Annotated in this window: 10 protein-coding genes; 4 read left to right on the top strand and 6 right to left on the bottom strand. The window is 61.8% G+C overall.

Translation table 11 applies throughout. The features are described from left to right. Window positions 1-191: 191 nt before the first annotated feature. The 3 genes from NF78_RS16225 to NF78_RS16215 all read right to left on the bottom strand — a co-directional run bounded on the left by NF78_RS16225 (window position 192) and on the right by NF78_RS16215 (window position 3477). A complete protein-coding gene (locus NF78_RS16225; protein WP_156119795.1) occupies window positions 192-1922 on the bottom strand; it encodes a glycosyltransferase in 1731 nt (576 codons plus the stop codon). Between the two features lie 321 nt (window positions 1923-2243). Continuing rightward, entirely contained in the window at window positions 2244-2912 is a 669-nt protein-coding gene (locus NF78_RS16220; protein ID WP_035987939.1) for a hypothetical protein, read from the bottom strand. A 148-nt stretch (window positions 2913-3060) separates the two neighbouring features. Next, a complete protein-coding gene (locus tag NF78_RS16215) occupies window positions 3061-3477 on the bottom strand; it encodes a nuclear transport factor 2 family protein (protein WP_035990002.1) in 417 nt (138 codons plus the stop codon). A 106-nt stretch (window positions 3478-3583) separates the two neighbouring features. On the opposite strand from NF78_RS16215, the gene NF78_RS16210 reads away from it, so the two are divergent. After that, a complete protein-coding gene (locus NF78_RS16210; RefSeq protein WP_035987937.1) occupies window positions 3584-4483 on the top strand; it encodes an ABC transporter ATP-binding protein in 900 nt (299 codons plus the stop codon). Between the two features lie 46 nt (window positions 4484-4529). On the opposite strand, the gene NF78_RS16205 is transcribed toward NF78_RS16210, so the two are convergent. Next, a complete protein-coding gene (locus tag NF78_RS16205; protein WP_035987935.1) occupies window positions 4530-5744 on the bottom strand; it encodes an MFS transporter in 1215 nt (404 codons plus the stop codon). Window positions 5745-5810: 66 nt separating this feature from the next. Further along, complete coding sequence (locus tag NF78_RS16200; protein WP_035987933.1) at window positions 5811-7118, bottom strand: hypothetical protein; 1308 nt, start codon at window positions 7116-7118, stop codon at window positions 5811-5813. A gap of 672 nt (window positions 7119-7790) precedes the next feature. Between NF78_RS16200 and NF78_RS16195 the strand changes: the two genes are divergently transcribed. Further along, the gene (locus NF78_RS16195) at window positions 7791-8597 is read left to right on the top strand and encodes an SDR family NAD(P)-dependent oxidoreductase (protein ID WP_035987930.1); all 807 of its coding nucleotides are present in this window, start codon (window positions 7791-7793) and stop codon (window positions 8595-8597) included. 66 nt (window positions 8598-8663) lie between these two features. Here NF78_RS16195 and NF78_RS16190 read toward each other — a convergent pair whose 3' ends face one another. Then, a complete protein-coding gene (locus NF78_RS16190; protein ID WP_035987927.1) occupies window positions 8664-9110 on the bottom strand; it encodes a Fur family transcriptional regulator in 447 nt (148 codons plus the stop codon). 448 nt (window positions 9111-9558) lie between these two features. On the opposite strand from NF78_RS16190, the gene ilvD reads away from it, so the two are divergent. Both ilvD and NF78_RS16180 read left to right on the top strand, forming a co-directional pair. Beyond that, complete coding sequence (gene ilvD, locus NF78_RS16185) at window positions 9559-11454, top strand: dihydroxy-acid dehydratase (protein WP_035987925.1); 1896 nt, start codon at window positions 9559-9561, stop codon at window positions 11452-11454. Between the two features lie 225 nt (window positions 11455-11679). Beyond that, window positions 11680-12474 carry a hypothetical protein gene (locus NF78_RS16180; RefSeq protein ID WP_035987922.1) on the top strand — a complete coding sequence of 265 codons (795 nt, stop codon included), beginning with the start codon at window positions 11680-11682 and terminating at the stop codon, window positions 12472-12474. The last annotated feature ends 664 nt before the right edge of the window (window positions 12475-13138 follow it).

Below are 13138 nucleotides of genomic sequence, written 5' to 3'. Positions count from 1 at the left end.
TGCCTATACAAGGATAGTCGTTAACAAATACTTCGGTCAGGACACATTCGTAAACATATACCTAAAGGTAGATATCTCGATCGGTCTAGGAACAGAGGTCGATTGTTGTTTTTTGATTAGCAATACAGGTTGAAACCCTGATCTACAGGGGCATTCGGACAGGGATGCCGGCAAAAGCAGCTGGCCAGCAACTACTCTAACCCGCACAAATAATGGGTGTAGTGATGGCTGCCGCGACTGGCCTGGGTTACGGTGGTGCAGCCATACTTGCTCAGATCTGAACCGCTGTGCAAAAACCACAAATCGAAGGGGCGTGGCAGGGTGTCCAGAATCTCGGCCAGGGTTTCCTCGGGGGGAATGGTGGGGTTGCTGGGCAGAGTCCAGAGGAAAAACCGGGGCGGCACCGACCACCGACTGTCGGGGGCATCGGGGTGAAAGTGGCGCTGGATCTCCCAGCCAATGCTGAGAAACTCAATGCCGATGACCGTGGGCTGGGGTTCAATCGGATTGGGAAACCCCACCAGCGCGGGATGGGTGGACTCAGCCTGCACCGTGCGAACGAACTGGGCAGGGGCGTAGTATTTGGCAAAAGCTAGGTTGCTGACGACGAACAGAGCACTGAGCAACCCCGCCATCCAGACCACCTGCACGCTGCGGCGACCCGACAACCGCCAGGGCGTCCAGGGAATACGAATCGACGTCTCCGGCGTTGCTGGCCAGTAGACCGCCAGCAGCCCCCCCAGCAGCACCATGACGCCGGGATGAAAGACAAAGTTGTAGCGGTGGCCCCGGGTGATATCCATGGCCAGGCCATAGGTGACCGCAAAAAAAATGGCGATCGCCGCCAGCACAAACCCACCCATGACAAACAGCCCAAACCGACCGGCCTCGGTGCGACAGATCAGGGGGCGAGCCTGGACCAGTCGCGCCACCAGCCCCAGCAGCACCGGCAGCAGCAGCAGCACCGACAGCACCACAGCCCCAATGCCGATCGCGCCCTGGGCGTGGGTAATCGGAGTGATCACCTTAAAGATGAGCCCGGCCAGCATCTGCGCGATCGGATCCAACCACTGCATGGGCTGGCTGAGGTCAATGGCCAGATTGGTGGACTGGCTGCTGCCGTAGAAGTTGAGCAGCACCGGCAGCCACACCAGCCCCGAGGCCAGAGTCCCCAGCATCACCCAGTACAGCCGTCGCCAGGGGCGCTGCCCCAGAACGGCGGGATTGACCCGCCCCTGTCGCCAGGCCAGCGACGCCAGCACCAGCGCCTGGGCCAGCAGCGCCAGCGCCGTGAAGTAGTGGGTGGCAATGGCCAGTGCATTCACCCCTACCCACAGCAGCCCAAAGGCGGGGGAAATGGGCGCAGTGACGGGTTCTTTGGTGGCAGCACCGTACAGACTCCAGGCGCCAACGGCAAAGCAGGCCAGCCCCACCGAGACAACCAGGGTAGCCATGCCGTAGTGCCGCGCCTCCTGGGCCATCGCCACCCCAAAAGGCGACACCGCCATCAGGGCGGCGCTGATTTGGCCCGCCAAAACCGATCGAAACCCCAGCCACCCGGCCAGGTAAACCGCCGGGGCGCTCAGGGCTCCCAGCAGGGCGGGCAAGGCGCGCGCCGCCCAGGGCGAGGCCACCCCCTGCACCGGGGGAAAGAGGTTCATCCAGAGGTGGGCCAGGGCGAAGTAGGCGGGGGGGTGGTTGTCCTCCTGCATTAGGTAGCCAATGGCGTTGCCCATCGTCGCCTCGGGGCGAGGTCGCAGGGGAGTCAGCAACTGCTCCAGGGATATCACCTGATCGAGGGGCACGGAGTAGCTGCTATTGCCCAGGGAGAAGATGGTCGTGGCCACCTCGTCCATCCACAGGGGCTTGCTGACCAGAAACGACAGGCGAATGGCCAGGGCCAGCAGGAACCACATTGTCATCCAAACTGCGGCAGGGGGCACGCGCCAGGGCTTAAACAATCGCATCAAATCACTAGAAATGCCAGACGCCGATAATAGCCCCGCAGAGCGATTTAATCGCATCTATCCCTGGGGGGAATAGGTGCGATCGCCGCATGTTATGCCCAAAACCAAAGGGCCTCAACCGATTCCCGGTTGAGGCCCTTATTAGTCTTGCTCCCGGATGAGGGCAAGACAGGCCAGAGGCCCATCCCACAAGAGGCTACCTTCTTGGGCAGTGGCTGTGGGGATAGCCCTGTGGGATAGGGGTAAAAGGTTCTCGGCCAGAGTTGATGAACCGCCCTAAACCTCGGCCACGGAGTTGAGGCCCACAATATCTTCGTAGGCGGCTGCGATGATGCAGACCGACAGGGGCACGGTGACAAGCAGACCGATGCCCACCACAATGGCCCCGGCCATATTCAGCAAAAGAATCAGCAGCAGCAGGCCAAAGAACGAGAACCACTTTTTGGTGATCAGTTTGCGGCTAGTTTCCATGGCCTGCCAAAAATCAGCGCTCTTGTCAATCACCAGGGGCTGAGCAAACAGGTACGCTACGGCCAGGTAAATGCCCGGCAAAACTAACAGCACAAACCCAATGGCAGTCAAAATACCCGAAATCAGAGCCGTCAGAAAGATAGGTAGAAACTTGTTGAAACCCTGAAAGAAGTCACCAAAGACCGCATCGCGCCCCCGAGCCAGCTGAAACGCAACAAAGTAGTAGCCCGCCGTCAGCGCTGGCGTCACGACATTAAAAGCAAAGTTGAGAATACCCCCAGGCACAGGCTCATCACTCCGAGATCCCAGGGGGTAGGGCAAAGCCGAAATGATCACCTGAATTACAAACAGCAGCAGGGTAAAGAGAATAAACAAAGGGGCTTTTTGCTTAAAAATTTCCCAGCCGCGATTAAAATAATCGCCAATTTTAACGTCGTAGTCCCGCGCGGTTAAATCAGAGCTAAAACTACTCATCGCCTTCTCCAAAATCCCCAAAGATTAAAACCAGAGTATCGGCTGGACGTTAACCGGGGTTAAAGTTGCGGCAAAAATTTACTTGAGAACATCTACCCCCAGTCAGACTTTCACTCAGATTTATGGTTGGCGCTAGGTATCTGAGGGCTCAATCGACTACCGGGCTGCCGTGGTGGTGAATCATGTACCACTGCCCTGCCATCCGCTCAAACCCGTTGGTGGCCATCGATCGCGCCTCCAGACGCCGACTGGCCAGGCGATCGCTCCCAGAGTTGCCGCCGCTGATTTGCAGCACATTTTCAATCAGCACCACGAAGGCCAGGTCGCCGCTGACCTCGACGGTGAGAATGTCGGTGTCAATCTCCAGGTAGCTGGTGTTCTTAAAGATGCGCTCCCAGGCATCGCGGATGTCGGGCCAGCCCTTGAGGGCATCGCGGCCGGGGTGAATGCAGAGGCAGCCCATGCCTTTCGACCAGACGGCCTCCATCGCCTCGATATCCTTCTTCTCAAAGGAACGGTAGAAAGCCTTGTTTGTGGCCAAGACCAGTTCGCGATCGCCAGCCATAGGGTCCTCACTGATAAGATACAGGGGCGTTTCCCTGCCTCCTGTCTTGAGCATAACCAACGGCAGGGGAAGGCAGCCACCTTCGGCCCCAAAGTTGCCCCCCCGCATGTTAAAGCTTGAAAACCTTTGTAAGCGTTATGGCTCTAAGTCGGTGCTGCACAACCTCAGCCTTGACCTCCAGCCGGGCGAAATCTACGGCCTGCTCGGCCCCAACGGCGCCGGTAAAACCACCACCATCAACATTATTTGCGGGTTGCTGCGGGCCGACAGCGGCTCGGTCACGATTGGCGATCGCCCCGCCGGAGAGGCCACCAAAGCTCTGGTGGGGGTGACGCCCCAGAGCAATCTGCTCTACGGCAGTCTCACCTGTAGCGACAATCTGTTCTTTTTGGGCCGTCTCTACGGGCTGTCTCGCCGGGACTGCCTGCGGCGAATCGAGGTGTGTCTGGAGGCGGTCAACCTGCTGGAGCAGCGGCACACCCCGGTGGAGCGCCTCAGCGGCGGCATGCAGCGGCGGCTGAGCATGGCGGCGTCGATGCTGCACCGCCCCAAGCTGGTGATTCTTGACGAACCCACCACCGGCCTGGATATTGAAGCGCGCCAGGAACTCTGGGGGCTGATTCGCCAGTTTAAGGCGATGGGGGTGACGGTGCTGCTGACCTCCCACCTGCTGGATGAGGTGGAGCGGCTGTGCCAGCGGATCGGCATTTTGAGCCAGGGGCAGATGCTGGCCGAGGGGACGCTGGAGCAGCTGCGATCGCGCATTCCGGCCCAGGAGATTGTCACGGTGGAGACCCGCGACCCCCAGGGGGCGATTGCCCGCGCCCAGCAGCTCGGCTACCCCCACCGCACCTACGGCGGCGACCTGGCCTTTTGGGTGCCCGAACAGCTCGACCTCAAGGACTTGATCGATCGCTTTGAGGGCATTCCCCTCGACTCAATCGCCCGCAGCCCGGTGAAGCTGGAGCATGTCTATCTGGAAGTGACGCGGGGCATGGCGGGGTGAGGAGATGGGGCAATGGAGACGTGAGGGGTATTCGACACCCACCCTTTCACCCCTGACCTCTGACCTCCGACACCCCACGCAACTGTCCGCTGGCACCCACACACAGCCCCGCCAGCAAAAACGCCAGGGCCGCCACCAGGGTAATCACGGTTGGGCCTAACCCACTGTTGACAAACAGGCCGCCGCCCAGGCTGGCGGCCAGCGCGCCGCCGCTGAAGTAGGTGCCGGTGCCCAGGCCGGCGCGGGCCGGGGGCACCATGGTCAGGGCAAAGGGCAGGGTACCGTTGGAAACCAGGCTGAGCGCCGCCCCAAATAGAGCCGCCAGCACCATGCCCACCGCTGTACTGGGAATTGCCCCTACCAGCACCGCCAGGCTAGCCATAGCGCTCAGTCCCAGGACCATCGCCCGGCGGTTGCCCAGGCGGCGGGCCAGCTGCCCGGCCGGAATCGCCGTCAGGGCCAGGGCGAAGAACAGGGCCCCCAACACCAGGGGTGGATTGGCGTCGGGCACCCGTGCGCTCAGGGTGGCGGGCAGGGCGCTCATCACCAGCCGGAAGCCCAGACCCACCCCAACCCCGGTGCCAAAGACCAGCCCCAGGCTGGCCCAGGAAATCGCGATCGCCGCCGGATCCGTGTTCTCGGCCGGTGCCACCATTCCCTTCGGCCCTGCCCACCACAGCACCAGGGCCGCCAGCAGCAGCACCACTGACCCCAGGGAAAACGCCACCATTGGCCCCAGACCCAAAATCAACGGGCCCGCCAGCGGCCCCATCGCCCCAGACACTCCGCCCACCAGGGTGAGAATACTGGCCGCCTGGGGCAGCTGCGTGCCCATGGCGTAGCGCCCCAGCAGCGACAGGGCCGGACTGCGAAACACCGCCATCGCCATGGCCCAGGCCACCAGCAGCAGCGGTAGCCCCCAGCGCAGCGCCCCCTGCCCCCACACCAGCGCCGTCGGAATCACCACAAACAGGCCCGCCGTCAGCACCACCCCCAGGCTGATGATCGGCAGACGGGTGCCGATCTGGTGCTGGAGGCGATCGGAAAAGGTGCCCATCAGCGGTTCTATCCCCATGGCCAGCAGGTTTTCCACCACCAGCAGCCCCACCGCCCACCCCTGGGGGAACCCCAGCCGGGTCAGCAGCTGCACCAGGTAGAGGTTGTAGATCACCCAAAGCAGCGTGATCGCCCCCTGCATGGCGGCGAGGCCCCACACCGGCCCCCACAGAATCGATGGTTTAGCGGTGGCTGTCTCAGTCATAGGCTGTCTGGGTTGGGCGGCTTGGACTACAGAGCGATCGCGCCAGTTGACGTCTCACGTTCGGTATCACGACCTTAGCTCTTCGACCACCATCGCCGCCAGCTTTGCCGCCGCCCCGGCCTCCCCGCGCACCGATCGCAGGTCCTGCCGGATCGCCTCCAGGGCGGCGGGGTTACTCAGGTAATCCACCACCTGGGCGGCCACTTCCCCCGGCTTGAGCGGGCCGATCCGCTCGGGCACAATCTCCCGCTTAGCCCAGATATTGGGCCAGGCGAACAGTTTGCCTTCCTTATATATCTGTCGCAGCACCAGCCGATTGATGAGTTTGGCTAGGCTGTCTCCCACCAGGGGCAGGTTGGCCAGCAGCCCCGGCACGCCGTCCCAGGCTTTCATCACCTCCAGCTTTTGGGTGGGCAGCAGCACCATCATGGGAATGCCCAGGGAGCCCAGCTCGGCGGTGTTGGCCCCCACGGTGGTGAGGCAGAACTGCATCTGGCTCATCAGGTCGTAGGCGGGGCTGGCCTGCCACAGCAGCACCTCCAGCCCGCTGGGGGTACGCAGCCTGGGCAGGGCCGACTCCGGCTCCACCAGTGCCGCCGTGGCCGCCCCTTCAACCAGGCGAATATCGGGGTTGTGGGCCGCATCGGCAAACTGGGCCAGCGCCTCTAGCGACAGCATCGGTGCCACCGGAATCACAAACTGGGTGCTGGGCCGCAGCCGGTGAATGGCCTCGGCGGTGCCCAGGCAGAAGGGCAGCCCCACGCTGAGCTTATTTTTTTTGGAGCCGGGCATGAGGCCAATCAGGTCGTGGGCGGGGGGTAAGGCAAGGCGTTGGCCCCCAAGGGCCAGTCCCTGACTATCGCTCACCGCCTCGCGGTCGATCGCGTCCCCCTGCACGTCGGCCATCAGGTCGCCGATCACCGCGCACTTCTGGCGAAACTCGGGCGGGGCCGACTCCACAATGTTGGCGGTCATGCAGCCGAAGCGATCGATCCAGTTGTGCCAGCGGGCCTCCCACTCGGCGTAGATCACGGTGCGGTAGCCCAGGCGGCGGCCCACCACCACCGGGTAGATCTGGTCGCCGCCCAAAAACAGCACCACCCCGCGCTCGCGCCAGTCCCAGCGGTCGGCGGTTTTGCCCGCCAGCAGAAAGGCGAAAAAGTGCTCTGGCCCCTGGACGCGATCGACCCCCGGCAGCTGGCGGGCCATCTCGGCCTCGCGACCGGAGGCATTGGCGCAGGGGGACAGCACCACGGAGATGCGGACCTGGCTGGGGTCAGGCAGGTGTTCGCGCAGCGATCGCACCACCGGGCGCACCCAGGTGGAAATTTCCCCTGGCCCGTTGGAGAGGATCAAAATGTCGCTGGGTTCCATCGGCCTTCCCCTTTACTACACCGGCTTGACTACCCTGGCCAGGGGTCCGCGACCTGGCCTGCTCTCTAGCTTAGGCCCCCACCGCTGCCTGCAGAACACTTACAGAACGATACGTAGCTTAGGACACCGAGTCGTGCTCTCAGGTTGGAGTTCCCGCCGGGTCAAATTCTTATGGAACCAAGCCGGTCTCCAGAACCCTTATGCAGCCGGAATTCTTTTGAGACAGAAAAACTTGCCTTCGGGAAAGGCGGGGTTAGGTTCAGGAAATTTATGAGAAAAGGGATAAGAACTTTTACAATCCGCCGACTTTGTTCAGGATCGTTGTCGCTCCCTGATCCCGGTGCTAACGTCTGAGGCAATGGTTCGGATGGTCTTTCATTCAGGAGAGCAAAATCCATGCCCCAAACGCACAGCACCCGTTCCCAAGGCGTTCGGTAAAGGCCCCGCAGTAGGGCTGCACCCGAGAGCAACGACCCTGCCCAGGGCAGTATTGACTTCAGCCCCCGGCTTGTCGAACGCCATCGCCGTTATCCACACAAGCTCAGCCCTTTTGTAGCCAAGTCTGCTCAATTCACCCGTGCTGCTGGTACCGACCTGGTTGGCCAGGCGTGCCCAGCACTCCAAACTCTGATCACGCTGACGGCACTGCGCCGGATTCAGCAGGAGGTTTCTATGCATTTTTGCGGAAAAACAGCTCTGATTACCGGGGCCTCGCGCGGCATCGGCCGTGCGATCGCCCATGCTCTGGCCCGCCAGGGGATGCAGCGCATTTTGCTGGTGGCCCGCAACGCCCAGCGCCTGGAGGCCGTTGCCGCCGAGGTGCGGCAGCTGGGGGCCGAGGCGATTGTGCTCCCCGTCGATCTGTCTGACCCGATTCAGGCCAATGTCGTCATTGCCCGCGCCTGGCAGCACCACGGCCCGGTGCACCTGCTGGTTAACTGCGCCGGGGTGGCCCACCAGACCCCATTTCTGCAGGCCAAGCTGCCCCAGGTGCAGGCCGAAATCTCCACCAACCTGATTGGGCTCTACACCGTCACCCGCCTGGTGGCTCGCCGGATGGCGGCCCGCCGCGAGGGCTGCATTGTCAACGTGTCCAGCCTGATGGGCAAGGTGGCGGCTCCAACCATGGCCACCTATTCAGCCACAAAGTTCGCAATCGTTGGTTTTACCCAGGCCCTGCGGAGCGAACTGGCCCCCCACCGGGTGCGGGTGGTGGCGCTGCTGCCCTCGCTGACCGATACCGATATGGTGAGGAGCTTTGACTGGTTTCGGGGGGTACAGCCCGCAACGCCCGACCAGGTGGCCGAGGCCCTGGTGCGGGGGCTGCGCCGGGGGCAGGCTGAAATTTTGGTGGGCTGGCAGAGTCACGCGGCCCTGTGGGCCCAGCGGCTGGCCCCCTGGCTGGTCGAGCCGATGATTCAGCTGCTGGCTCCCTCGCAGGCGGGCCGGTCCCAGCGGCGACCGATGCGCTCCACCTAGGGGCCTGGTCTCAGGCCCCAGGGATAGCTGGCCAATCAGCTCTTTACCGCAGCCTGAGGGCGATAGCTATTCCCTGGGCCTGGTTGTGGTGCCAAAGAAGTCGATGCGGTAGTCGGTGATGGTCACCCCGGTGTGGGCCTCGATTTGCTGAATCAGATCGGCGGGCAGGGTGACCTGGATGTCGATGATTTCGTTGGTGTCGAGGCAGTTGACATGGCTGTGGGAGTCGCTCAGGTGGCCGTAGAGGCGACCGTCGGCCCGCTCGACGCACTCGATAATGCCCTGTTCTGAAAGGGCATCGAGGTTTTGGTAGACGGAGGTGTGGCCAATTTCGCGGCCCTGCTGATTGAGGCGATCGTAAATTTCGCGGGCGGAGAGGTGACCCTGGTGCTGCCAGAGCAGCTCTAGAATGTAGCGCCGCTGCCGACTGAGCCGCATGCCAAGGGTCTGGCAGCGCTCAATGGCATCTTCCAGGGACGTAATTGGGGGGATAGGGGCGGCCTGCTCTGCCATAGACTTGAGGGTAATTCATAGTCAGTACCACTTTAACTTGTTTGGCAGAATCGTGTCCACAACGGCAGGCAGAGGCGGCCTGCCCAGCGATGGTTATGGAGCCGCGATCGCTCTACTAGACTTGCTCTACTAGGCTTAAATATCTGGCGGTACCCCCGGGATCGGTTGGCCAAATCATAGACCAGTTTGGTCAGCTGAATGGTTTAAAATTCAGATTCAGCCGGTTGCCTGCGGGTTTCCCCAGGGCTTTCCCCAGGGCGGCAACCAGATGCTAAAGATTTATCGGCGATCGCGCCTGGGTCTCTTGAGTCATGGCAAGCCGCCAATTGAACTCGCTATTTCAACTACAGAGTCAGCTATTGTGGGGGTTACGGGTTATGCCCTCCCCTGCACCTCCACCCGTCAACATCTGACGTTAACCAAACCCTTAGATCTCTGAGGACGTGCCATGCCGACCTATCGCTCCAAAACCTCGACCTACGGCCGCAATATGGCCGGTGCCCGTGCCCTCTGGCGCGCCACCGGAATGCAAACGGAGGACTTTGAAAAGCCCATCATTGCAGTCGCCAACTCCTTTACTCAGTTTGTGCCGGGCCATGTGCATCTGAAGGATCTGGGTCAGCTGGTGTGCCGTGAGATCGAAGCGGCTGGGGGCGTCGCCAAGGAATTCAACACCATCGCCGTGGACGATGGCATTGCCATGGGCCACGACGGCATGCTCTACAGTCTGCCCTCGCGGGAAATCATCGCCGACTCCGTCGAGTACATGGCCAACGCCCACTGCGCCGACGCTCTAGTCTGCATTTCCAACTGCGACAAAATTACCCCCGGCATGCTGATGGCGGCCCTGCGGCTCAACATTCCGGCGGTGTTTGTCTCCGGGGGGCCCATGGAGGCGGGCAAAACCAAGCTCTCGGAGCACAAGCTCGACCTGGTGGATGCCATGGTGGTGGCCGCCGACAACCGCATCAGCGATGAGGTGGCGGAGGAGTACGAGCGCTCCGCCTGCCCCACCTGCGGATCCTGTTCGGGCATGTTTACCGCCAACTCGATGAACTGCCTGACCGAGGCGATCGGCCTGTCGCTGCCGGGCAACGGCACCACTCTCGCCACCCACTTCGATCGCAAGGACCTGTTCCTCACCGCCGCTCGCACCATCGTCGACATCACCCGCCGCCACTATGAGCAGAATGACGAGTCGGTGCTGCCCCGCGCGATCGCCAGCTTCAAAGCCTTTGAGAACGCCATGATGCTGGACATCGCCATGGGCGGCTCCACCAACACTATTTTGCACCTGCTGGCGGCAGCCCAGGAGGCGGGGGTGGACTTCACCATGGCCGACATCGATCGCCTGTCGCGGCAGGTGCCCCAGCTCTGCAAGGTAGCCCCCAACACCCAGAAATATCACGTCGAAGACGTGCATCGGGCCGGGGGCGTGTTCAGCATTTTGGGCGAGCTGGAGCGAGCCGGGCTGCTGCACAGCGACGTGCCCACCGTCCACAGCCCCACCCTGAAAGACGCCCTGGAGCGTTGGGACGTAACCCGCACCGACAACGAGGCTGTCCACACCTTCTTCCGGGCGGGCCCGGCGGGCATTCCCACCCAGGTTGCCTTCAGCCAGGACACCCGCTGGCCTGACCTCGATCTGGACCGCGAACAGGGCTGCATCCGCAGTGTGGAGCATGCCTATTCCCAGGAGGGTGGCCTGGCGGTGCTCTACGGCAATCTGGCCGTCGACGGTTGTGTCGTCAAGACCGCAGGCATCGACGCCACCATGTTCGAGACCGATCAGCTGCGCTACACCACCAGCGTTCCAACCTCAACCCTGCGGGTGTTTGAGGGGCCTGCCCGCGTGTTTGAAAGTCAGGACGCAGCCGTAAATGCCATTCTGGGCGATCGAATTCAGCCCGGCGATGTGGTGGTGATCCGCTACGAGGGTCCGCGCGGCGGCCCCGGCATGCAGGAGATGCTCTACCCCACCTCCTACCTGAAGTCCAAAGGCCTGGGTAAGGTGTGCGCCCTACTCACCGACGGGCGCTTTTCCGGCGGCACCTCCGGCCTCTCCATCGGCCACGTGTCGCCGGAGGCCGCAGCGGGCGGCAACATTGCCCTGGTGGAAGAGGGCGATCGCATCGTTATCGACATCCCCAACCGCACCATAAACCTGGCGATTTCCGACGACGAACTGGCTCAGCGCCGCGCCGCCAAAATGGCCAAGGGCGATGCCGCCTGGCAGCCCGCCCAACCCCGCCAGCGCCGGGTGACTGCTGCCCTCAAGGCCTACGCGCTGCTGGCCACCAGCGCCGACCGGGGGGCAGTCCGCAACTTGGAACTATTGGGGTAGTAACAGACATTACTTCAAACCCAGATGTTTAGACAAAGGGGGGATAGCGACGGCCGTCGGCCCTTCCCCCCTCTCTCGATCTCTGCCCTTTGGAGCCCCAAGGTCCATACCGTTAGCCGTTTGCTCCGGGTTAAAAACTAGCTAATTTTCAAACAAGGGTGTTGCAGTGCCGCCATGATCAATGGGGCTCTGCCGACCGCGTTTGTTTAGTATGGACGCTATTAAATGAGTATTAATAACAACGACCTCGACCCTAACTTAAATCCTGACCGCAATCCCGACCCGGTGACGGGTGAACCGGGCTCCCACCCTGTCGGCACCGGAGTTGGGGCGGCGGGAGCGGGTGTCATCGGTACCGCCGTGGGCGTGATTGCAGGGGGCCCAATTGGCGGTGCCATTGGAGCTGTGGTCGGCTCGGCGGCGGGCGGTCTGCTCGGCAAAAGCGTGGCAGAAACCCTGGACCCCACGGTGGAAGACATCTACTGGCGCGACAACTACCACACCCGCCCCTACGTGGATTCGGCCTACACCTACGATGACTACAGCCCCGCCTACCGCACCGGCTACGAAGGCTACTCCACCTACCGTCCCCAGGGCATGACCTACCAGCAGGCCGAACCTTACCTGCGCCAGCGCTACGAGCGAGACTACCCCGGCCGCCGCCTGGGCTGGGACAAGGCGCGCTACGCCAGCCAGGATGCCTGGTACCGGGTAGAGCACGGTGCCCCCGTCTATGCCGACGACGACTACTGGCGGCAAAACTACAGCAGCCGTCCCTACATTGAGTCTGGCTACACCTACGACGACTACAGCCCCGCCTACCGGATTGGCCAGGAGGGCTACTCCACCTACTATCCCCAGGGCATGACCTATCAGCAGGCCGAGCCTCACCTGCGCCAGCGCTACGAGCAGACCCCTCGCTCCAACCGCCTGGGGTGGGATAAGGCCCGGTACGCTATTCAGGATGCCTGGTATCGGCTAGAGCACGGGGCTCCCAGCACCGATGAGGCTTTCCGATAGGCCGACGTTAACCAACAGTAACTGTCAGAGTCAAAGGGTAGGGGGACGCTTTCGAGTTCCCCTACCTTTTTGGTATGGCACACCCTTCATCGCTTGTGGGATAGCCGTCCCGGCTGTCTACCTTGCAGGGTCAACGTTTTACCGTCTGATGAATTCTTGGTGCACCGACCGGTTCAATAAGTCAGCGTTGCTGAACTGAGTCATGAATCTGTAACCTTGACATCCTTTCATCGCCCCCTAAATCCCCCAATTCTGGGGGACTTTGAGATGGGGACTTTAAGATTTCGACTTCCCCCAGAATTGGGGGGCTGGGGGGTATATCATACCTGCATTCAGCAACGCCCAATAGGTCTAATTCCAAATCCCGCTCGACTACCCCCAAGTCTCTAACTGTCGTTACTTCCACACCCTTGGAACTCGCTAGGTAGAACTATTCCAGCGCTCTAAGGCGTGTTACCCGCTGTGACCAAAGGCCCGGTCGCTCCAAGCTTTGCCACGTCCGACTCAAACAACAGACTAATGCTCTGTCAAGCCCAAATTTGTAGATTGGGTGGTGCGCTAGCAGAACCCAACAGGGCTGACTGGCGTTGGACTCCACTCCGCTTCACCCACCTACAGGAACTAACCCAAACGACAGGCTATGGGCTTTCTTCAACCCTTGATT

Origin of the sequence: Leptolyngbya sp. KIOST-1 (assembly GCF_000763385.1) — a bacterium.
Classification (GTDB): domain Bacteria; phylum Cyanobacteriota; class Cyanobacteriia; order Phormidesmidales; family Phormidesmidaceae; genus Nodosilinea.
Note: the sequence above shows the minus strand (reverse complement) of the source record. Positions and strands in the feature narration are given on the sequence as shown.

What these genes read in the sequence shown, in the direction of transcription:
- NF78_RS16205 (WP_035987935.1), bottom strand. Translation starts at nt 5,744, where the DNA reads ATGACTGAGACAGCCACCGCTAAACCATCGATTCTGTGGGGGCCGGTG.
- ilvD (WP_035987925.1), top strand. Translation starts at nt 9,559, where the DNA reads ATGCCGACCTATCGCTCCAAAACCTCGACCTACGGCCGCAATATGGCC.
- NF78_RS16200 (WP_035987933.1), bottom strand. Translation starts at nt 7,118, where the DNA reads ATGGAACCCAGCGACATTTTGATCCTCTCCAACGGGCCAGGGGAAATT.
- NF78_RS16210 (WP_035987937.1), top strand. Translation starts at nt 3,584, where the DNA reads ATGTTAAAGCTTGAAAACCTTTGTAAGCGTTATGGCTCTAAGTCGGTG.
- NF78_RS16180 (WP_035987922.1), top strand. Translation starts at nt 11,680, where the DNA reads ATGAGTATTAATAACAACGACCTCGACCCTAACTTAAATCCTGACCGC.
- NF78_RS16190 (WP_035987927.1), bottom strand. Translation starts at nt 9,110, where the DNA reads ATGGCAGAGCAGGCCGCCCCTATCCCCCCAATTACGTCCCTGGAAGAT.
- NF78_RS16225 (WP_156119795.1), bottom strand. Translation starts at nt 1,922, where the DNA reads ATGACAATGTGGTTCCTGCTGGCCCTGGCCATTCGCCTGTCGTTTCTG.
- NF78_RS16195 (WP_035987930.1), top strand. Translation starts at nt 7,791, where the DNA reads ATGCATTTTTGCGGAAAAACAGCTCTGATTACCGGGGCCTCGCGCGGC.
- NF78_RS16215 (WP_035990002.1), bottom strand. Translation starts at nt 3,477, where the DNA reads ATGGCTGGCGATCGCGAACTGGTCTTGGCCACAAACAAGGCTTTCTAC.
- NF78_RS16220 (WP_035987939.1), bottom strand. Translation starts at nt 2,912, where the DNA reads ATGAGTAGTTTTAGCTCTGATTTAACCGCGCGGGACTACGACGTTAAA.